This window comes from Janthinobacterium sp. SUN100, from assembly GCF_030397705.1.
In the GTDB taxonomy this organism is placed as follows: domain Bacteria; phylum Pseudomonadota; class Gammaproteobacteria; order Burkholderiales; family Burkholderiaceae_D; genus Janthinobacterium; species Janthinobacterium kumbetense.
Genome location: NZ_JAPUBU010000001.1, coordinates 1,946,330 through 1,965,149 on the forward strand (window position 1 = coordinate 1,946,330; position 18,820 = coordinate 1,965,149).

Below are 18,820 nucleotides of genomic sequence, written 5' to 3' on the forward strand. Positions count from 1 at the left end.
CAGCAATAGCGCCCCGCCTCGCCCCTTCAGGGATAACTGGGCCGGCGCATGCGGAACAGGCTGTCCGGTCCGATCTCGAAATAATCGGCCGGACCGCCGCCGCGCAATATCGGCGCGGCGGCGGCCGTGTCGTACACGCCATCGGTCAACAGGTGGCGCGCAATATGCACGCCCACCACTTCCCCCAGCACCAGCCAGCTGCCGACACCGTCCCCGTTCGCGCCCTGCAGTTCGATGATCTGCGTGCGCCGGCATTCGAAGGACACGGGGCTTTCGGCCACGCGCGGCACGTTGACGAGGCGCGAGGCGGCCGGCGTCAGGCCGGCCAGCGCGAATTCGTCGACTTCGGGCGGCGCCGGCGCGCAGCTGGCATTCATCGCCTCGGCCAGCGGACGCGTCGCCAGGTTCCACACGAATTCGCCCGTTTGTTCGATATTGCGCAAGGTATCCTTGCGGCCAATGCTGGAAAATCCGATCAACGGCGGATGGTAATTGAAGGCGTTGAAAAAGCTGTACGGTGCCAGGTTGAGCACGCCCTCGCCGCTGCGCGAGGCGATCCAGCCGATGGGCCGCGGCCCCACGATGGCGTTGAACGGGTCATGCGGCAAGCCATGGCCCTGTGCGGGTTCATAAAAGTGAATGGGGTCAAGCACGCGCGTTCCTAAAGTAGTCAGAGGCGCCCGGGATGGAACGCCTGGAACGACAGCTTACTGGAATTGCCGCCACCGCGTTGCCAACCCGCCGGCGCCAGGTGCGTTCGCGCACGCAGCATGACAATTGTATGGCGCGCCGCAGCACGCCTCGCTTATGATGGGGCAACTCAACCCCGATCATTGCGCCGCCGCCCATGCCTACCCTCACGCTGCACCAGAAAGTGTTCTTGCTCCTCCTGAGCGTCGTCACCATCGGCTTCGGCTGGATACTGGCGCCCTATGCGGGCGCCATCTTCTGGGGCGTCGTCCTGGCGATCCTGTTCGCGCCCGTGTACCGCTGGCTGCTGCGAAAAACCAGGGGCCGCGCCGGCGTGGCGTCGCTGCTCACCTTGCTGTTGATCATCGTCATCGTGATCCTGCCGCTGTCGCTCATTTCCGTGTCGCTGGTGAACCAGGCGGCCAGCGTCGTGGAAATGGTACGTTCGGGTGAAATCACGGTCGCCATGTTCTTCGATAAGATCATGGCGGTGCTGCCGCAATGGCTGATCAACTTGCTCGACCGCTTCAACCTGACCAGCCTGGCCAGCCTGCAGGACAAGCTGGCCGAGGGCGCCACGCAGGTGAGCCAGGTGGTGGCGGTGAAAGCCATCAATGTGGGCCTGTACACCTTCGAATTCCTCACCAGCCTGTGCATCATGCTGTACCTGCTGTTTTTCCTGATGCGCGATGGCTCGGCCCTGTCGGCCCGCATCAAGGGTGCCGTGCCGCTGAGCCGCAAATACAAGCAACGCCTGTTCACCAATTTCACCACGGTGATCCGCGCCACGGTGAAGGGCAACATCCTCGTGGCGATTGCCCAGGGCGCCCTCGGCGGCCTGGCATTCTGGTTCCTCGACGTGCCCGCGCCCCTGCTGTGGGCCGTGCTGATGGCCTTCCTGTCGCTGCTGCCGGCCGTCGGCGCCGCCCTCGTCTGGGCGCCCGTTGCCGTCTACTTCCTCGCCACGGGCGCCATCTGGCAAGGCGCAGGCCTGGCCGCCTTCGGCGTCTTCGTCATCGGCCTGGTCGACAACGTGCTGCGCCCCGTTTTGGTGGGCAAGGACACCAAGATGCCCGACTACGTGGTGCTGCTGTCGACCGTGGGCGGCATGGCCCTGTTCGGCCTGAACGGCTTTGTCATCGGCCCCGTGGTGGCGGCCCTGTTCATCGCCTCGTGGGATCTGTTCGTCTCGGCCAGCGAATTCCAGGCCGAGGATTGAAGCGTGGCAATCGGGAGCGTCAGCACCCCATCCGGCAAAAATAATGGCGACGGAAGCCGGCTTGCCGGCGGCGCCACTTGCGCTTCCTGAAACAGGCCGGAACAGCCTGGCGGTAGAGTGCCCGCCAGCGCTGACCAGGCTCGGCAACTATCCACATGAGACCGCATTTCCCATCATTTACCACGATGCAACAGTGTGTATTTAGCAACAGATGCAAAAATATAGTTTTTGACGCAGCAGGTGCCGCGGCGTAGTGTCGGTCGTCCCGACAACCACGTAATGAGGAGCCTCCCATGGCAAATCCACTGTGCTTAATGATGCCGGCGCTGCCCGGCACCAATCCGACCGCCATCGCCGCAACATTGCTGGAATACCAACCGAAGATCAATGCCGCCCTTACCACTATCGGTACCGTGCACTTTGCCCGCTTTACCCTGCTTGACCGCTCCCAGCCCAATCTGCTGCCCAACATTCAATCGGCGGGCACTTCCGATAGCCTGGTCATCGGCGTGATCACCGAGTATGACGGCAACTTCAACGACTACATCGAAGATTTCGTGGGCGAACTGGGCGAGGTATTCGACGCGCTGCTACAATTTGTCGTGGGCGGCAAGGCGCTGATTCCCGTTGCCAACCATGTGGCTGCATTTGAAGCCTTCATCACGGCCAACGACGCCGCGCAGCACGTGCCCAATAACGGCCTGTACAGCGCCTATCCGCAGACCGTCCAGAAAATCATCGCCGCATTCCGAACCTGAGCCGAAAGCCACGCCGGGGCTGCGCAAGCGGCCCCACCACCCTGCCAGCCACCACCCCAGCCCCCGGAGACAGCATGGCCGATTCCACCATCGATTACGACGACGTGCAAGGCACGATCCTGCGCGGCTACCGCGTCAACCTGGCGCGCCATTTCATCTTCAGCATCACAGATGCGGCGCAGGCACGGCGCACCATCGCGGCCCTGCTCGACGGCAGCGACGGCTTGCCGTCCATTACCACCGCGCGGCACATCCACCCCAAGCCGCCCTGCTTCCTGAATCTCAGCTTTACCGCGCCCGGCCTGTCGGCGCTGGGCGTTGCCGCGACCGACCTCGCTACCTTTGACCAGGCATTTCAACGGGGCGCGGCCGATCCGGCCAGCGTCACTGCCGTGGGCGACGTGGGCGACAGCGCCCCCGAGCACTGGCTCGGCAACCTGGGGCCGGCTACCCAGCATGGCCAGGTGCATGCGCTGCTGAGCCTGTGGGTCAGCGAATCGACGGAAGTGCTGCAGGCGACCTCGGCCACACTACGCCGCGCCTTTGCCGCCGGCTGGCGCGAACTGTATGCGCACGACGGCGTGGCCCTGCCAGACAACCGCGTGCATTTCGGCTACCGCGACAGCATCGCCCAGCCGGACGTCGATGGCGCCCCGCAGCGCAAGCGCGAGCACGACCCTGATCCGCTCAACAGCGTGAAGACGGGGGAATTCCTGCTCGGCTATCCGAATGAAAACGGCGGCACCTACCAGGTGCAGCCGCCGCAACTGTCCACCAATGGCAGCTATGCCGCCTTCCGCATCCTGGAGCAGGACGTGCCGCTGTTCGACAGCATCCTGAGCCAGGGCGCGGCCAGTTCCGGGCTCACGACCGAAATGGTGGCCGCCAAGATGTGCGGGCGCTGGCGCAACGGCAATCCGCTCGTGCTCAGGCCGGACGAGGCCGGCCCCGTGCTGCCGGACGCCAGCCTGAACCGCTTTCACTATGTCGATGCGCAGCCGGACCTCGATGACACGCTGGGCCTGAAATGCCCGATCGGCGCGCATATCCGGCGCAACAATCCGCGCGACGAAGCCGTCGTGGGCGCTCCCTCCCGCCACCACCGCATCGTGCGGCGCGCCATGCCCTATGGCAGCGAATATGATCCGGCAGCCCCCATCGCGGAGCAGCGCGGCCTGGTCGGCTATTTCATCAATGCCAGCCTGCGCAATCAGTTCGAATTCCTGATGAAGCAATGGAACAATGACGATGTCTTCGTCAAATCGGCCGTCGGCCCGGCCGGCCCCGAGGCGGGCGATGCCACGTTCAACATCAGCGGCCAGGACGTGTTCCTGGGCATCAACGACCCGGCCGTCAGTTCCTTCACCTTGCCCGGCGTGGGCGCGAAGGGAAGCGGCAATACCGAACTGCAGCATTTCTCGCGCAGCGTCATCACGCGTGGCGGCGTGTATTGCTTCTTCCCCAGCATCACGGGATTGCGCTACCTGGCGAACCTCGGCTAGGCGGGCGCGCCACGGCGGCAAGCGGGAACGGCGCGTACCGCTTGCATTGATCCTGTCATTGCACTATCGTTGGCACACGCGCGTGTTGCCAACCTTTCACAATGACAGGAGTTCCCACCGTGTCGCTGATCCTCTACGGCCATCCCTTTTCCTCGTACACGCAGAAGGTACTCATCGCGCTGTACGAGAACGCCATCCCGTTCGCCTTCCGCTGCCTGGCGCCGGACATGCCCCAGCACCTTCAGGAGTGGCTGGAACGCTGGCCACTGCGCAAGTTTCCGCTGCTGGTGGACGGCGAGCGCAACGTCGCCGAGACCAGCATCATCATCGAATACCTGCAACTGGCCCATCCGGGTCCGCTGCGCCTGCTGCCGGACGACCCGATGCAGGCGCTGGACGTGCGTTTTCTCGACCGCTACTTCGACCTGCACGTCATGACACCCGTACAGCATGCCGTCGGCGCCGCCCTGACTGGCGACCCGGCAAAGACCCATGAAGGCCGCGCGTTTGCCGGCGAAAAGCTGGACCTGGCCTACGCCTGGCTGGAACAGCACCTGGCCGGCAAGACGTGGGTCGCCGGCGACCGCTTCAGCCTGGCCGACTGCGCCGCCGCCCCCGCGCTGTTCTATGCGGACTGGACGCAGCCGATTCCCGCAACGCTGCCCCTGCTGCGCGCCTACCGCGCGCGCCTGCTGGCACGTCCATCGTTCGCCCGCGCGGTGGAGGAGGCACGCCCGTACCGCCACCTCTTCCCCCTGGGCGCGCCGCAGCGCGATTGACCCCGTTCAGGCAAACACGGGACGGAAAAAACTGCGCTCGTAGCTGACGATGCAGCGCGTCTCTTCCGCATAGCGGAAGGCGGCCTGGCATTCGGCGTCCTGCATGGAGTCGCTACGGTATTGCTCGTACAGGGCCAGGCTGGGGAACGAAAACATGGCCAGCGCCACGTTGCTGGCGCCTTCGGATGGCAAAAAGTAGCCGTGGTGCTGGCCGCCGAAGCGTTCGACGAGCGGTATCCACAGCTTGCCGTAGGCTTCGAATTCCCGCAATTTATACGGGTCGATGATGTAACGCAGGTAACAGGTAATCATGCGGTTTCCTTGTGAAGATTCAGATCCGTCAGCATGCCGGACTCCCAGGAGCCGATGGCGCCCAGTGGCGTGCCAGGCAAGAAGTCCAGCGCGCAGGGATAGGCAATGGCGTGTTCGGCAAGCACGCCGAGACCCGGCCAGGCGTAGAACAGCAGCTTGCCCTTGCCGATGCGGCCCAGCGCACCGCCGTCGGGCAGCCAGCGCAAGGCATCGCCCGTGCCGCCGCCCGCCTCCACGGGCACCGTGGCCAGCCGGCGGCTATCGTTCAGCGCATGCACGGACAGAAATTCTTGGCCGTCAGCGTAATGCAGCACGGCCAGGAGCGTGCCATCGGGCGACGGCGCGCACGACGCCAGCTTCGGCAGCGACAGCACCACGCAGCCGGGGTCCGCCTGCAGCGGCCAGTCCCACACGCTGCAATAGTCGGGCGGCTGCACTTGCCCCTCTTCCACCGATTTGACGCCATGCAGGAGCAGCAAACGCCGGCCGCCATCGATAGCCCACATGCCGCGCAGCATCTCGCCCGGGTGCGCCTGCGTGAAGAGCCCCTCGCCCGTTTGCGCGTCGCGCACCCGCAGGCGGCCATCCCAGCCGCCGTCGGCAAGATACTGCCCGCAAGGCGACCACGCGGGACCGCAGCCTTCGCCCTCCTTCTTGTTCTGTAAGTTCAGCAGCAACTGGCCGGCGAGGGCATCCACCACAACCATCTGGCCCGCCGTGCTCTTGATGGCCAGCCGGCTGCCGTCGGGCGAAAAGGCCATGTCCGACATGTGCGCGATGAATTTGCCGCGCCACAGCTTCTGGCGCGCCTCCACGTCCCACAGGACCAGGTCGCGTCCCAGCACGGCCAGTCGCGTGCCATCCGGCGAAAAGCGCACGCCGTAGCTGCAGCCCAGCTTCAAGGGCTTAGGCCTTGCCGTCATGGGCGCACCAGCCGGTACACGACGCTATCGAGGTCGTAATGGCGCTCCATGCCCACGTACTGCATGCCCAGGCGCGTCATGACCTTGATCGAGGCGGCATTGTCCGGGTGGGCCACGGCCACCACTTCGGGCGCGCCGACGACGTCGAAGGCATGCGCGACGATGGCATTGGCCGCCTCGCTGGCGTAGCCCTTGCCCCAGCCGGCCCGCGCCAGGCGCCAGCCGATTTCGTGCGGCTGCGCCTTGTCGCCGCCGATATGCTGCAGGCAGGCCAGCCCTACCAGCACCTCGTCTTCGGTGCGGATCAAGGCCCACCACGAATAGCCCCACTCGACCCAGCGCCCCATGATGCGGGCAACGGCGGCACGTGTATGTTCCTCCGTCTCCGGCTGGCCCGCATTGAGGTACGTCATCACTTCGGTATCCGAGTTCATGGCGTGCATGGCGTCGTAATGCTTCTCGGTGACGGGTTCGAGGCGCAGGCGCGCCGTGTGCAAGATGGTCATGGCATTTCCTTGGACGAAAAAAAAGACGATACACGATCGTCTTTTTTTAGCAAGAGTGCACGCAAAATTACTTGCCTGCTTCGCCCTTCTTGATCCACGCCGCCAGCTGGTGCGGGCGCAGGCCGTCGTAGTCTTCGAACGGCTGGTGGATCCACGGATTGTGCGGCAATTCGTCCAGGAAGTAGTCGGGACGCACGACGGAGCAGCCTTTCAGCCAGATCACGGCCGATTTGACTTCGGTCACGTCAGGGAAGTTTTCCTTCAGGTGACGCGTGACTTTGTCCAGGGTGACGCCGGAATCGGCCAGGTCGTCGACCAGCAGGATGCGGCCGGCCAGCGGGCCCTTGGTCATGGTCATGTACTTGGCGATATCGAGGTCGCCGCGCACCGTGCCAGCGTCTTCGCGGTAGGAGCTGGTCGACAGGATGGCCAGCGGCAAATCAAAAATGCGCGAGAACACGTCGCCGGGACGCACGCCGCCGCGCGCCAGGCACAGTACCTGGTCAAATTTCCAGCCCGATTCGTAGACCTTGAGCGCCAGGCGCTCGATCAGACGGTGGTATTCTTCCCAGTTGACCCAGAGATGTTGATCGTTCGATTGTGGGGTAGTCATGATAGTGGAATCTTATTATTAGCGTGATTAAAAAAATCCGCCTTGCGGCGGATTGTGTCCAGCAGCTTACTCGAATGGGTGGCGCAGCACGATCGTTTCTTCACGATCCGGACCGGTCGAAACCATGTCCACCGGCACGCCGACCAGTTCTTCGATGCGCTTGATGTAAGCGCGGGCCGTTGCCGGCAGGGCCGCCAGCGATTTCGCGCCGACCGTGCTTTCCGTCCAGCCTGGCATCTCTTCGTACACCGGTACGCAACGGGCGGCTTCTTCGGCGCCCGATGGGAAGATGTCCGTGGCCACGCCGTCAATGGTGTAGCCGGTGCACAGTTTCAAGGTTTCGATACCGTCCAGCACGTCCAGCTTGGTCAAGCACATGCCCGTCACGCCGTTGATCTGCACGGAGCGGCGCAGCAAGGCGGCGTCGAACCAGCCGCAGCGGCGGGCGCGGCCCGTCACGGTGCCGAATTCATGGCCGACTTGCGCCAGGTGATGGCCGACGCCTGCATCCGTTGGCAGTTCCGAAGGGAACGGGCCGGAACCGACGCGCGTCGTGTAAGCCTTGGTGATGCCCATGATGTAGTGCAGCATGCCAGGACCGACGCCCGAACCGGCGGCGGCATTGCCGGCCACGCAGTTCGACGAGGTGACGAACGGATAGGTGCCGTGGTCGACGTCGAGCAGGGAACCTTGCGCGCCTTCGAACAGCAGGTTCGCGCCGGCCTTGTGCGCCTTGTACAGCGCGCTCGACACGTCGGTGACCATCGGACGCAGACGCGGCACATAGGCCAGCGCGTCGTCGAGAGTCTTCTGATAATCGATGCGCGGAGCCTTCAGGTAGTGCTCCAGCACGAAGTTGTGATAATCGAGGTTTTCCGCCAGTTTTTCGGCGAAACGGGCTTCGTTCAGCAAGTCGGCGACGCGGATGGCGCGGCGCGCCACCTTGTCTTCGTAGGCCGGGCCGATGCCCTTGCCCGTGGTGCCGATCTTGGCCGCGCCGCGCGCCGCTTCACGGGCCAGGTCGAGTGCCGAGTGGTAAGGCAGGATCACCGGTGCGGCGTCCGACACTTTCAGGCGCGAGGCGACTTCGACGCCGACGGCTTCGAGCTTGTCGATTTCGCGCAGCACGTCCGGCACGGAAACGACCACGCCGTTACCGATGTAGCAGGCGACGCCTGGGCGCATGATGCCCGACGGGATCAGCTGCAGCGCGGTTTTCACGCCGCCGATGACCAGCGTGTGGCCTGCATTGTGGCCGCCCTGGAAGCGCACCACACCCTGGGCGTGATCGGTCAACCAATCGACGATCTTGCCTTTACCTTCATCGCCCCATTGGGTGCCGATGACAACAACGTTCTTTGCCATAATTTTCTTTGACATCACTCAACCTAAGTTTTTAAGAATCCAGCTACTACCATTATCGGCAAGTACCAGCACGCGATCGCACTCGAACTCGTCTTGTTCATTACTGTGACCCGGCATACTCTGGATCACGACCTCGCCCGCCTTGCGCAACTCGGCGATTTTTTCCTTCAATTCTGGCGCGCTGCCCCACGGCGCGCGGATCGAATGCTTCCGTTCCGCGGTCGGCAACAGGCGCGCCAGTTCGCGCAAATCGAGCGAGAAGCCGGTCGCGGGACGAGCCCGGCCGAACGCTTCGCCGACGTGGTCATAACGGCCGCCGCGCGCAACCGCGTTCGGCAAGCCAGGTACATACAGCGCAAACATCGCGCCGCTTTCATATTGGTAGCCGCGCAGGTCGGCCAGGTCGATCGCCACTTCGGCGCGGCCCAGCGCAGAGCCTGCCAGCGCGGCCAGTTCGGCCAGCGCCTTGAGCACGCCCGGCAGCGGCGGCAGCACTTCGCGCGCACGCGCCAGCACGTCGATATCGCCATACAGGTTCGGCAAGGCCAGCAGCGCATCGCGCGTCACGGCGTCGTAGCCGGCCGTCAGGGCGCGCAAACCCGGCGCATCTTTCGCGCGCAGCAGGGTGTACAGCGCAGCCTCGTCGCGCACGGCAGCGGCGTCTTGCGCAATGATAGCGCGCAACAGGCCGACGTGCGACAAATCCAGGCGGACCGCGTCGAAACCGGCCAGTGCCAGCGAAGCGAGCGCCAGTTCCTGGATCTCGGCATCCGCTTCCAGGCCGGCGTGGCCATAGATCTCGGCGCCGATCTGCAGCGGTTCGCGGGTGGCGTGCAGGCCCGACGGACGGGTATGCAGCACGCTGCCGGCGTAGCACAGGCGGGTGACGGTGGCACGGTTGAGCAGGTGGGCGTCGATGCGCGCCACCTGCGTCGTCATGTCGGCGCGCAGGCCGAGCATGCGGCCCGACAACTGGTCGACCAGTTTGAACGTGCGCAGGTCGGTATCCTTGCCAGCGCCAGTCATCAGCGATTCCAGATACTCGAGCAGCGGCGGCATGACCAGTTCATATCCGTACAGACGGAAATTATCCAGCATGAGGCGGCGCAGCTCTTCGATCTTGCGCGCTTCCGACGGCAGAACATCGGCAATATTTTCGGGCAAAAGCCAATTCGGCATGAGGGAGCGAGATACGGAAGAAAGTTGAAAAAATGCATCATGCGAGGCAGCGGCGGGCGCGCCAGGCAAGAGGCCGAACCTGATATTTTACGCGAAAACACGGGCCTTTAGGGATAAGTTGTCCGAAACGCTGCCGCACAGCCCTAAAAACACCGCATTTTACGCCTTCCCGCAACAGCGTGGCGGGCACAAAAAAACGGGGCCGGCATTCACGCCGGCCCCGCTGCTGCCGCACCCGACCTTGCGGCCGGGAGCAGTCTGGATGCTGCCTTACTTCTTGGCCGGACCCGCTGCACCGCCACCCTTGAAGTACTTGAAGAATTCCGAACTCGGATCGACCACCATCACGTCGCCCTTGTCCTTGAACGTGGCGCGGTAGGCTTCCAGGCTACGGTAGAACTTGTAGAACTCCGGATTCTTGCCAAACGCTTCCGCATAGATCTGCGATGCCTTGGCATCGCCCTCGCCGCGGATCTTCTCGGCTTCGCGATACGCTTCGGCCAGGATCACCGTGCGCTGCTTGTCGGCGTCGGCGCGGATTTTCTCGGAGTCGGCCGAACCGGTCGAACGCAGCTCATTGGCCACGCGCACGCGCTCGGACTTCATGCGCTCGTACACGGAGTTGTTGATCTGCTCGACGTAGTCGACGCGTTTCAGGCGCACGTCGACGATTTCCACGCCGATGGCCTTCGCTTCCGCCGAAACCTTCGCCAGGATCGCTTCCATCACCTTGCCGCGCTGGCCCGAGATCACTTCGCGCACGGTGCGCTTGGTGATTTCATCATTCAGCGCCGCCTTGACGATTTGCGACATGCGGTTGCGGGCCGGCTTTTCATCGCCGCCAAAGCTGCGGAAATACAGGCGTGGATCGGCGATGCGCCATTTCACATACGCGTCGACGAGGATGTTCTTCTTCTCGGCCGTGATGAAGCGTTCCGGCTCCGGCGTATCCAGGGTCAGGATGCGCTTGTCCAGGTACAGCACGTTCTGGAACGGCGGCGGCAGCTTGAAATACAGGCCCGGCGTGCTGATGACTTCCTTGACTTCGCCGAGGGCGAAGACGACCGCATACTTACGCTGGTCGACCACGAACACGGTCGAGGACAAGAGCATGATCGCGATAAAGCCCGCGATCAGGGCGGCTACGATACGGTTCATTAGCGGCTCTCCCGTTCACGCGAAGAGCGGCTGTCGCGGCGCGTATTGACTTCTACTGTCGGCATGGCTTCCTGTGGCAAAACGGTGTTGGCTGCGGGTGTCGCGGCAGCACGGGCGGCGGCAGCGGCAGCGTCGGTGGCAGCCGTCTGGGCGATCAGCTTGTCGAGCGGCAGGTACAGCAGATTGCTGCCCGTCTTCGCGTCGACCATGACCTTGCTGGCACTGCTGAACACTTGCTGCATCGTCTCGAGGTACATGCGGTCGCGCGTGACGACCGGCGCCTTCTGGTACTCGACCAGCACCTGCTTGAAGCGCGAAGCATTACCGGCGGCGTTCTCGGTCACCATCGCGCTGTACGCGGCGGCTTCCTCCATCAGGCGGAATGCGGCGCCGCGCGCTTTTGGAATGACGTCGTTGGCGTAAGCCTGGCCTTCATTCTTCTGGCGTTCGCGGTCCTGGCCTGCCTTGACGGCATCGTCGAAGGCGGCTTGCACCTGCTCCGGCGGCTGCACGGCCTGCATCGTCACATTGGTGATGACGGCGCCGACCTTGTAGCGGTCGAGGATCTGCTGCATCAACTGCTGCGTATCGTACGCCACTTTTTCGCGGCCTTCATACAGCACGAAGTCCATCTTGCTGCGGCCGACCACTTCGCGGATCGCCGTTTCGGCGACCTGGCGCAAGGTGTCTTCCTGGTCGCGCGTGTTGAACAGCCACGCGACGGGGTCTTTCAAGGTGTATTGCACCGCGAACTGGATGTCGATGATGTTTTCATCGTCCGTCAGCATCAGCGATTCGCTGGCCTGCTTGTTGCGCAGCGACTGGCGATAACCCACTTCCACCGTGCGCACCTGCGACACGTTGACGGTTTCATCGGTCTGGAACGGGTACGGCCAGCGCCAGTTGAAACCGGCCGGCGTGGTGTGGCTGTACTTGCCGAACGTGAGCACGACACCGTTCTGGCCCTCTTGCACGATGAAGGCGCCGCTGGCGAGCCAGATGAAGACGGCGATCACGCCGACCACGCCGGCGGTGATGCCGGCACCCTTCATGTCGGGACGCGGACCACCGCCGCCACCGTTGTTATTGCCGCCGTTGTCGGGACGGTTCTTCTGTCCGAAAAAGGCGTTCAGGCGCTGATTGAAATCGCGCCACAACTGATCGAGGTCCGGCGGACCTTCGCCGGGCTTTTTGCCTTCTTGGGCTTTCTTGCCGTCGTCCTTGCGATTGCCCCAGCGGGGATCGTTCAGGGACAACTTCAAGCCTGTTTTTTTGAGTAGGGAGACAAGCATAACTATCGTGTTCCGACTTGGGAGTGGGTGGAAATCCTATCGTCCTCGCCAGGCTCTTCGTCCTGGTCCGGGGCGGCGCCATCGTGCTGGTCGTACTGACCGTCAAACTGATCTTCCTGCAGTGCTTCATCGTTCTGATACAGGTGGGCCGAACCGGGCGCCTTCCTGGCCATCTCGACAATCGCATCGCGCAGCAGGTCGAGCCCGCTGCCCTTCTGCGCACTGACGAACACGCGACTGATCGTAGCATATTCATCGCGCTCCACCGAAGGCTCGAGCCCGGCCGCATCGATCTTGTTCCACACGAGGATTTGCGGAATGTGATCGGCGCCGATCTCTTTCAAGACCAGGTTGACCTGCTCGATCTGCTCCATGCGCACCGGCGACGCGGCGTCGACGACGTGCAGCAGCAAATCGGCATGGATGGTTTCTTCGAGCGTGGCGCGGAAGGCCGCCACCAGCTGATGCGGCAATTCGCGCACGAAGCCGACCGTGTCGGAGATCACCACATTGCCCACTTCCTGGCCCAGGTAAACCCGGCGCGAGGTGGTGTCGAGGGTGGCGAACAACTGGTCGGCGACGTACACGCCGGCCTTGGTCACGGCATTGAACAGCGTCGACTTGCCGGCATTGGTATAGCCGACCAGGGACACGGAAAATGTGTGATTGCGGCCGCGCGCGCGGCGCTGCGTTTCGCGCTGCTTGTGCAGCTTTTCCAGGCGCGCGCGCAAGGCCTTGACGCGGTCGCCGATCAGCCGGCGGTCAGTCTCGAGCTGCGTCTCGCCGGGACCGCGCAAGCCGATACCGCCCTTTTGCCGCTCAAGGTGGGTCCAGCCGCGGATCAGGCGCGTGGCCAGATGCTGCAACTGGGCCAGTTCGACTTGCAGCTTGCCCTCGTGGCTCTTGGCGCGCTGCGCGAAGATGTCGAGGATCAGGCTGGTACGGTCGAGCACGCGCACATTCAGGCGCTTTTCCAGATTGCGCTGCTGTGCTGGCGAGAGGGCGTGGTTGAAGATGACGATTTCCAGGCCATCATTGACGACGACGTCGCCAATTTCATCGGCCTTGCCGCTGCCGACGAAATACGCGGAATCCGGACTGGAACGCTTGGCCGTGATGGTGGAAATCGGGTCGGCGCCAGCCGAACGCGACAACAGCATGAGTTCCTCCATGCTGGCGGCGAAGTCGCTGTGACCGAAGTCAACCCCGACTAGTGCCGCGCGCATGATGGCAACTGATGAGTTGTGGCGGACGCCGACGCCGATGCAAACGCATCAGCGCCGCTGGCGCGGACGGGGGCGATGGAGGGTGAAAGGCGCTGGGCCGTCAAGCTCAACGCTTTACTCCGCTTCAGATTCAATATTGAGATTGACGGCACGGGCCGGCACCACTGTCGAGATGGCATGCTTGTACACCATCTGTGTCACCGTATTGCGCAGCAATACGACATATTGATCGAACGATTCGATATGGCCCTGCAATTTAATGCCATTGACCAGGTAGATCGAGACAGGAACATGCTCTTTGCGTAATGCATTGAGGAATGGGTCTTGTAACAGTTGCCCTTTGTTGCTCATAACAGCTCCGTTGTTTATGTTGTTGTGTAAGAATTGGAGGCGACTCGCTTGATTTCAAGTGCTCTCACACCTTTCAAAGAAAGAAAGATGCGTCATAGCTACTGTAACCTGTTTTCGCGATCGCTGTCGCGCATGGCGCATTAACACTTTATTATTTCCGTGCAAAAGCCATTGAATTGGCTGTCGGCGCCGCATTATCTCTGCGGCGCCTTAATATGCACTTAATTTTACTTGCTTGGCGTGCGTGCGAACGGGTTTTTACCCGTGCGCAATTCGATACGCAGCGGCGTGCCGACCAGCGCAAACGTATCGCGGAAATGTTTTTCCAGATAGCGTTTGTATGGGTCGCCGACGGCGTCGAGCGCATTGCCGTGAATGACGATCACAGGCGGGTTCATGCCGCCCTGGTGGGCATAACGCAGCTTCGGACGAATCGAGCCCTTGCGGCGCGGTTCCTGCTTCTCCACGGCCTCGATCAGGGCGCGCGTCAGCTTCGGCGTCGACAGGTCGCACATGGCGGCTGCATACGCGGCGTTAAGCGATTTCATCAGCGGACCGATGTTGGTGCCCTTCAGCGCGGAAATGAAATGCATTTGCGCGAACGACAGGAAATCGAGCTTGCGGTCGATATCGATCTTGATTTCGTCGCGCTGGTGCGATTGCAAGCCATCCCATTTATTCACGGCCACGACCAGCGCGCGGCCCGATTCCAGGATAAAGCCGGCGATATGCGCATCCTGTTCGGAAATATCTTGCTGCGCGTCAAGCATCAGCACGACCACGTTGGCTTCGGAAATCGACTGCAGGGTTTTCACCACCGAGAATTTCTCGATCGCTTCAAACACCTTGCCGCGGCGGCGGATACCGGCCGTGTCGATCAAGGTGTATTGCTGGCCGTCGCGCTCGAACGGAATTTCGATCGAGTCGCGCGTCGTGCCCGGCATGTCGAAGGCGATCACGCGCTCTTCGCCCAGCAGGGTGTTGATCAAGGTCGACTTGCCCACGTTCGGACGGCCGACGAGGGCGATCTTGATGCCGCGGTCGGTCTTTTCCAGCTCTTCAGGCTCATCCGGACGCTGCGCGAACGCCAGGTCCAGCATCACTTCGACGAGGTCGTTGACGCCGTCGCCGTGCGCCGACGAGATCGCATACGGATCGCCCATGCCCAATTCATAGAATTCGGACACGACGGCCGTGTAGCGCATGCCTTCGCTTTTGTTGACCACCAGCAAGACCGGGCGGCCGCTCTTGCGCAGGAAGTCGACGATGGTCTTGTCATGCGGGGTCAGGCCTTGACGGCCGTCCACGATGAATACCACCACGTCGGCCTCGGCCACGGCCTGCTTGGTCTGCAGTGCCATCTGGTGCATGATGCCTTCCTTGGCGACGGGTTCGAAACCACCCGTATCGATGACCAGGAAGGGACGTTCGCCGACACGGCCTTCGCCATAGTGACGATCGCGCGTCAACCCAGGCAAATCCGCCACCAGCGCATCGCGCGAGCGGGTCAGACGATTGAATAAAGTCGATTTCCCAACATTGGGTCGACCTACTAGTGCAATTACCGGCTTCATTGTATTACTCGACCGCGAGAGCGGTCACTGTCCCTGATTGGGTTTGAAAAATCAAATTCGAACCGGCAACAACGGGAGCCGAAACAATCGGGCTACCGTCGGTGCTGACACGACCTATTAATGCGCCATCTTCCCGTGACAGGAAGTGGATATAACCTTGATAGTCGCCGACGGCAACGCTGCGGCCGTAGGAGGCCGGCGTCGACAGGCGGCGGCGCGCCAGCGCCTCATTCTTCCAGGCGCTCTGGCCGCCTTCGCGGCTGAACGCCACCACGGCACCCTGGTCATCGGCAACAAACACGAAACGCTGGTCGACGGCCACGCCCACATCGGACGAGATCGGCTTGGTCCAGCGCGGCACGCCCGTGGCGGCATCGAAGCAGCCTGCCTTGCCCTGGTACGTGACGACGCACACTTCGCCTTCGAACGCCACCGGCGTGCCGGCGATGTCGGAGACGCGCTCCAGTTCGGTAGCGCCGCGCGGTTCGCTGACGACGATCTCCCAGCGTACCACACCGGTAGCCGCCGTCAGTGCCAGCAGCTTGCCGCCCGGCTGGGCCACGTAGATATTCGCGCCGCCCAGCACCATGCCCGGCGCATTGCGCAAGGTCAAGGCCGGCGTGGCGCGCTGTACCGTCCACTTGCGCTCGCCCGTCTTGGCGTCGAAGCCGACGATGCGGTTGTCCACGCTGCGCACCACGACCACGCCCTGCCCCACGACGGGCGCCGTCAATACTTCGCTGGACGCCTGTGCCTTCCACAGTTGCTTGCCATCAGCGTCGAACGCCAGTACGGCGCCCTTGGCGGCGCCCACGGCCACCAGCGCGCCATCGCTGCCGGCGCTGGAGGTAATGTCGCTGCCAGCCTTGATGCGCCACGTTTCACGGCCGCTGGCCGCATCCAGGCGCGCCAGCGCGCCATCGGCATTGACCACGTACAGGCTGTTGCCGGCCAGCGCAGGCGTAAACGCGTACACGCCGGCCTTGCCAATCGAATACTTCCAGGCGTCGCGCACGGCGATGCTCGATTTTAACTCGACCAGCTTGGCCGGTTCGACTTTCGGATCTTTCGAGGCGAACGGGTTCCAGGACGAGCAACCGGCCATCAGGGCCAACAGACTTGCAGCTACCAGCTTTTCAGTGACACGCATAAGTGTTATCCAACCTTTTTCTTGTACTTGTAAGGGCAAGGCCGGCGACGCACAACGCCGCGCGGCCACGCCATCAGTGTTCCTGTCAGGCGGCAGCCTTGTCAGCCTTGGCCTTGTCTTCCGGTACCGTACCGCCGATCGCTTCCAGTTTGACCTGGATCAATTGACGGCCTGGATTGTTCTTGTCCGTCGCTGCCAGCGCGGCCAGGTAAGCCGTGCGTGCCTCAGCCAGCTTGTTTTGCGCCACCAGGACGTCGCCCTTGCGGTCGGCCACGGCGCCGGCAAATTGCGCCACGGAAGCCGTCGCCAGCACTTTCAGCGCTTCATCGTAGGCTTTTTCATCCAGCAAGACGCCGGCCAGGCGCAGCTTGGCAATGGATTTGTACTCTTCCGTGCCATGCTCGGCCACCCATTGCAGCTGGGTCTTGGCCGTTTTCAGGTCATTCGCATCGAACGCCACCTTGGCAGCGGACAGGGCGCTCATCTGTGCATACGCCGTGCCGCTGAAACGCGATTGCATGTCGCCGGCCGCGCGCATCACCTTGGCCGTGTCCTTGGCGGCGATGGCGTTTTGCAGTTCGTCGTACAGCTGGCCCGCTTGCGCAGCCTGCGTGCGCTGGTAGTACTGCCAGCCGGCCCAGCCGCTGTAGCCTGCCAGCGCCACGATCAGGACCCAGGAGGTCAGATTGCCATTGCGCTGCCACCAGGCCTTGAGGGTTGCCAGTTGTTCTTGTTCTTCGTGATCGTATGCCATGGGTCGTCAGTTTTAATGAGTAGTTGATCGAGGGTAGAACGGTATTGCGTCAAATCAATGGTGGTGATGCACGTGGCCGCCAGGACCGTGGTCATGGCCGCAATCGTGGTCGCCGATGATCTGGTCCACCACGTAGTCGACGACATCGTCGAACGGCACCGTGTTCTGCTGCGCGCCGGCATCGGCTTCGCGCATAGCTTTCACCGTCGCGACGTTATTGGCGATTTCATCGTCGCCCATGATCACGGCAAACGCCGCGCCGCTGGCATCGGCCTTTTTCATTTGCGTCTTGAAGCTGCCGCCGCCGTTGCTCGCTGCGCAATGTAGCACAACGTCCAGGCCCGCATCGCGAATCCGCTCGGCCAGCACGAAGGCTTGCAAGCCTGCCTGCTCGCCCTGGTGCACCAGGTAGACGTCGCACTGGGCCGGGGCTTCCGGCTCGGCTGCATCCTTCATCAGCAGCACCAGGCGTTCCACGCCCATGCCGAAACCGACGGCGGGCGTCGATTTGCCGCCGAACATTTCCACCATGCCATCATAGCGGCCACCGGCGCAGACCGTGCCTTGCGCGCCCAGCTTGTCGCTGACCCACTCGAACACGGTGCGGTTGTAGTAGTCGAGGCCGCGCACCAGGCGTGGATTGATGGTGAACGGAATGTTGTTGTGGTTCAAGATCTTCTGCACGCCGTGGAAGTGGGCCAGCGATTCCTCGCCCAGGTAGTCCAGCAGCTTCGGCGCACCGTTGACCAGGTCCTGCATGGCAGGGTTCTTGGTGTCGAGGATGCGCAACGGATTGCTGTGCAGGCGGCGCTTGGCTTCTTCGTCGAGCAGCTCGCTGTGGCTTTCCAGGTAGGCGATCAGGTCGGCGCGGTGGCGCAGGCGCTCGGCCGCGTCGCCGATCGAATTCAGTTCCAGGCGGATGCCTTCCAGGCCCAGGTCATCCCACAGGCGGCGCGACAGCATGATGATTTCCGCGTCGATATCCGGGCCCGTAAAACCGATGGCTTCCACGCCGAACTGGTGGAACTGGCGGTAGCGGCCTTTTTGCGGGCGCTCGTGGCGGAACATCTGGCCCTTGTACCACAGGCGTTTCGGGCCTTCGTAGACCAGGTTGTGCTCGACCACGGCGCGCACCACGCCGGCCGTGCCTTCAGGGCGCAGGGTCAGGTTGTCGCCGTTCATCGAATCGGTGAACGAATACATTTCCTTTTCAACAATATCGGTCACGGCGCCGATGGCGCGCGCGAACAATTTCGTTTCTTCCACGATCGGCGTGCGAATTTGCTGGAAGCCATAACTTTGCAGCACGGATTGCGCCGTGTTTTCAAACAATTCCCACAGCGGGGCGTCGGCGGGCAGGATATCGTTCATGCCTTTGACTGCGGTGATCTTATCGGCTTTTTTATTTTCTGACATGGTATCTACTTTATTAGCTACGATTGCTGTTCAATTTTGGGCTTATTGAGGAG

General features: G+C 62.7%; 19 protein-coding genes. 4 read left to right on the top strand and 15 right to left on the bottom strand.

Translation table 11 applies throughout. From position 1 onward, the window contains the following. Window positions 1-26: 26 nt before the first annotated feature. Entirely contained in the window at window positions 27-653 is a 627-nt protein-coding gene (locus O0881_RS08610) for a flavin reductase family protein (RefSeq protein ID WP_289910921.1), read from the bottom strand. A 194-nt stretch (window positions 654-847) separates the two neighbouring features. Here O0881_RS08610 and O0881_RS08615 point away from each other — a divergent pair, with 194 nt between their 5' ends. From O0881_RS08615 to O0881_RS08630, 4 genes are all read left to right on the top strand, one after another. Continuing rightward, on the top strand, window positions 848-1,909 hold the full coding sequence (locus O0881_RS08615) for an AI-2E family transporter (RefSeq protein WP_099667099.1): 1,062 nt from the start codon (window positions 848-850) through the stop codon (window positions 1,907-1,909). Window positions 1,910-2,202: 293 nt separating this feature from the next. After that, window positions 2,203-2,667 (top strand): hypothetical protein, encoded by a 465-nt coding sequence (locus O0881_RS08620; RefSeq protein ID WP_143451500.1) that lies wholly within the window; start codon window positions 2,203-2,205, stop codon window positions 2,665-2,667. Window positions 2,668-2,741: 74 nt separating this feature from the next. Continuing rightward, the gene (locus tag O0881_RS08625; protein ID WP_289910923.1) at window positions 2,742-4,169 is read left to right on the top strand and encodes a hypothetical protein; all 1,428 of its coding nucleotides are present in this window, start codon (window positions 2,742-2,744) and stop codon (window positions 4,167-4,169) included. A gap of 119 nt (window positions 4,170-4,288) precedes the next feature. Beyond that, window positions 4,289-4,948, top strand: coding sequence for a glutathione S-transferase family protein (locus O0881_RS08630; protein ID WP_289910924.1), 660 nt, complete (start codon window positions 4,289-4,291; stop codon window positions 4,946-4,948). 6 nt (window positions 4,949-4,954) lie between these two features. Here O0881_RS08630 and O0881_RS08635 read toward each other — a convergent pair whose 3' ends face one another. From O0881_RS08635 to hisS, 14 genes are all read right to left on the bottom strand, one after another. Then, the gene (locus tag O0881_RS08635) at window positions 4,955-5,260 is read right to left on the bottom strand and encodes an NIPSNAP family protein (RefSeq protein ID WP_034752016.1); all 306 of its coding nucleotides are present in this window, start codon (window positions 5,258-5,260) and stop codon (window positions 4,955-4,957) included. Continuing rightward, window positions 5,257-6,183, bottom strand: a complete 927-nt coding sequence (locus tag O0881_RS08640) for a hypothetical protein (RefSeq protein WP_289910925.1) — start codon at window positions 6,181-6,183, stop codon at window positions 5,257-5,259. The genes O0881_RS08635 and O0881_RS08640 overlap by 4 nt, the downstream gene beginning before the upstream one ends. After that, window positions 6,180-6,689 (bottom strand): GNAT family N-acetyltransferase, encoded by a 510-nt coding sequence (locus O0881_RS08645; RefSeq protein WP_099667094.1) that lies wholly within the window; start codon window positions 6,687-6,689, stop codon window positions 6,180-6,182. The genes O0881_RS08640 and O0881_RS08645 overlap by 4 nt, the downstream gene beginning before the upstream one ends. 67 nt (window positions 6,690-6,756) lie before the next feature. Beyond that, complete coding sequence (locus tag O0881_RS08650) at window positions 6,757-7,302, bottom strand: phosphoribosyltransferase family protein (RefSeq protein WP_034752020.1); 546 nt, start codon at window positions 7,300-7,302, stop codon at window positions 6,757-6,759. 66 nt (window positions 7,303-7,368) lie between these two features. Then, window positions 7,369-8,682, bottom strand: a complete 1,314-nt coding sequence (locus tag O0881_RS08655) for an adenylosuccinate synthase (RefSeq protein WP_086147765.1) — start codon at window positions 8,680-8,682, stop codon at window positions 7,369-7,371. 3 nt (window positions 8,683-8,685) lie between these two features. Then, window positions 8,686-9,846 carry an ATP phosphoribosyltransferase regulatory subunit gene (locus tag O0881_RS08660; RefSeq protein ID WP_099667092.1) on the bottom strand — a complete coding sequence of 387 codons (1,161 nt, stop codon included), beginning with the start codon at window positions 9,844-9,846 and terminating at the stop codon, window positions 8,686-8,688. Window positions 9,847-10,116: 270 nt separating this feature from the next. Then, entirely contained in the window at window positions 10,117-11,004 is an 888-nt protein-coding gene (gene hflC, locus O0881_RS08665) for a protease modulator HflC (RefSeq protein WP_099667091.1), read from the bottom strand. Further along, window positions 11,004-12,296: an FtsH protease activity modulator HflK gene (gene hflK, locus O0881_RS08670; RefSeq protein ID WP_070254060.1), complete on the bottom strand. Its 1,293-nt coding sequence runs from the start codon at window positions 12,294-12,296 to the stop codon at window positions 11,004-11,006. Before hflK ends, hflC begins: the two co-directional genes overlap by 1 nt. A 2-nt stretch (window positions 12,297-12,298) precedes the next feature. Further along, a complete protein-coding gene (gene hflX / locus O0881_RS08675; RefSeq protein ID WP_099667090.1) occupies window positions 12,299-13,522 on the bottom strand; it encodes a GTPase HflX in 1,224 nt (407 codons plus the stop codon). A gap of 114 nt (window positions 13,523-13,636) precedes the next feature. Beyond that, a complete protein-coding gene (gene hfq / locus O0881_RS08680) occupies window positions 13,637-13,873 on the bottom strand; it encodes an RNA chaperone Hfq (RefSeq protein ID WP_008450615.1) in 237 nt (78 codons plus the stop codon). Between the two features lie 227 nt (window positions 13,874-14,100). Then, entirely contained in the window at window positions 14,101-15,447 is a 1,347-nt protein-coding gene (gene der / locus O0881_RS08685; RefSeq protein ID WP_070221915.1) for a ribosome biogenesis GTPase Der, read from the bottom strand. A 4-nt stretch (window positions 15,448-15,451) separates the two neighbouring features. Beyond that, complete coding sequence (bamB, locus tag O0881_RS08690) at window positions 15,452-16,597, bottom strand: outer membrane protein assembly factor BamB (RefSeq protein WP_099667089.1); 1,146 nt, start codon at window positions 16,595-16,597, stop codon at window positions 15,452-15,454. An 85-nt stretch (window positions 16,598-16,682) separates the two neighbouring features. Beyond that, window positions 16,683-17,351 carry a tetratricopeptide repeat protein gene (locus tag O0881_RS08695; protein WP_099667088.1) on the bottom strand — a complete coding sequence of 223 codons (669 nt, stop codon included), beginning with the start codon at window positions 17,349-17,351 and terminating at the stop codon, window positions 16,683-16,685. Between the two features lie 54 nt (window positions 17,352-17,405). Then, a complete protein-coding gene (gene hisS, locus O0881_RS08700; protein WP_251350510.1) occupies window positions 17,406-18,767 on the bottom strand; it encodes a histidine--tRNA ligase in 1,362 nt (453 codons plus the stop codon). Between the last annotated feature and the right edge of the window lie 53 nt (window positions 18,768-18,820).

What these genes read in the sequence shown, in the direction of transcription:
- O0881_RS08615 (WP_099667099.1), top strand. Translation starts at nt 848, where the DNA reads ATGCCTACCCTCACGCTGCACCAGAAAGTGTTCTTGCTCCTCCTGAGC.
- O0881_RS08620 (WP_143451500.1), top strand. Translation starts at nt 2,203, where the DNA reads ATGGCAAATCCACTGTGCTTAATGATGCCGGCGCTGCCCGGCACCAAT.
- O0881_RS08625 (WP_289910923.1), top strand. Translation starts at nt 2,742, where the DNA reads ATGGCCGATTCCACCATCGATTACGACGACGTGCAAGGCACGATCCTG.
- O0881_RS08635 (WP_034752016.1), bottom strand. Translation starts at nt 5,260, where the DNA reads ATGATTACCTGTTACCTGCGTTACATCATCGACCCGTATAAATTGCGG.
- O0881_RS08640 (WP_289910925.1), bottom strand. Translation starts at nt 6,183, where the DNA reads ATGACGGCAAGGCCTAAGCCCTTGAAGCTGGGCTGCAGCTACGGCGTG.
- O0881_RS08645 (WP_099667094.1), bottom strand. Translation starts at nt 6,689, where the DNA reads ATGACCATCTTGCACACGGCGCGCCTGCGCCTCGAACCCGTCACCGAG.
- O0881_RS08650 (WP_034752020.1), bottom strand. Translation starts at nt 7,302, where the DNA reads ATGACTACCCCACAATCGAACGATCAACATCTCTGGGTCAACTGGGAA.
- O0881_RS08655 (WP_086147765.1), bottom strand. Translation starts at nt 8,682, where the DNA reads ATGTCAAAGAAAATTATGGCAAAGAACGTTGTTGTCATCGGCACCCAA.
- O0881_RS08660 (WP_099667092.1), bottom strand. Translation starts at nt 9,846, where the DNA reads ATGCCGAATTGGCTTTTGCCCGAAAATATTGCCGATGTTCTGCCGTCG.
- hflC (WP_099667091.1), bottom strand. Translation starts at nt 11,004, where the DNA reads ATGAACCGTATCGTAGCCGCCCTGATCGCGGGCTTTATCGCGATCATG.
- hflK (WP_070254060.1), bottom strand. Translation starts at nt 12,296, where the DNA reads ATGCTTGTCTCCCTACTCAAAAAAACAGGCTTGAAGTTGTCCCTGAAC.
- hflX (WP_099667090.1), bottom strand. Translation starts at nt 13,522, where the DNA reads ATGCGCGCGGCACTAGTCGGGGTTGACTTCGGTCACAGCGACTTCGCC.
- hfq (WP_008450615.1), bottom strand. Translation starts at nt 13,873, where the DNA reads ATGAGCAACAAAGGGCAACTGTTACAAGACCCATTCCTCAATGCATTA.
- der (WP_070221915.1), bottom strand. Translation starts at nt 15,447, where the DNA reads ATGAAGCCGGTAATTGCACTAGTAGGTCGACCCAATGTTGGGAAATCG.
- bamB (WP_099667089.1), bottom strand. Translation starts at nt 16,597, where the DNA reads ATGCGTGTCACTGAAAAGCTGGTAGCTGCAAGTCTGTTGGCCCTGATG.
- O0881_RS08695 (WP_099667088.1), bottom strand. Translation starts at nt 17,351, where the DNA reads ATGGCATACGATCACGAAGAACAAGAACAACTGGCAACCCTCAAGGCC.
- hisS (WP_251350510.1), bottom strand. Translation starts at nt 18,767, where the DNA reads ATGTCAGAAAATAAAAAAGCCGATAAGATCACCGCAGTCAAAGGCATG.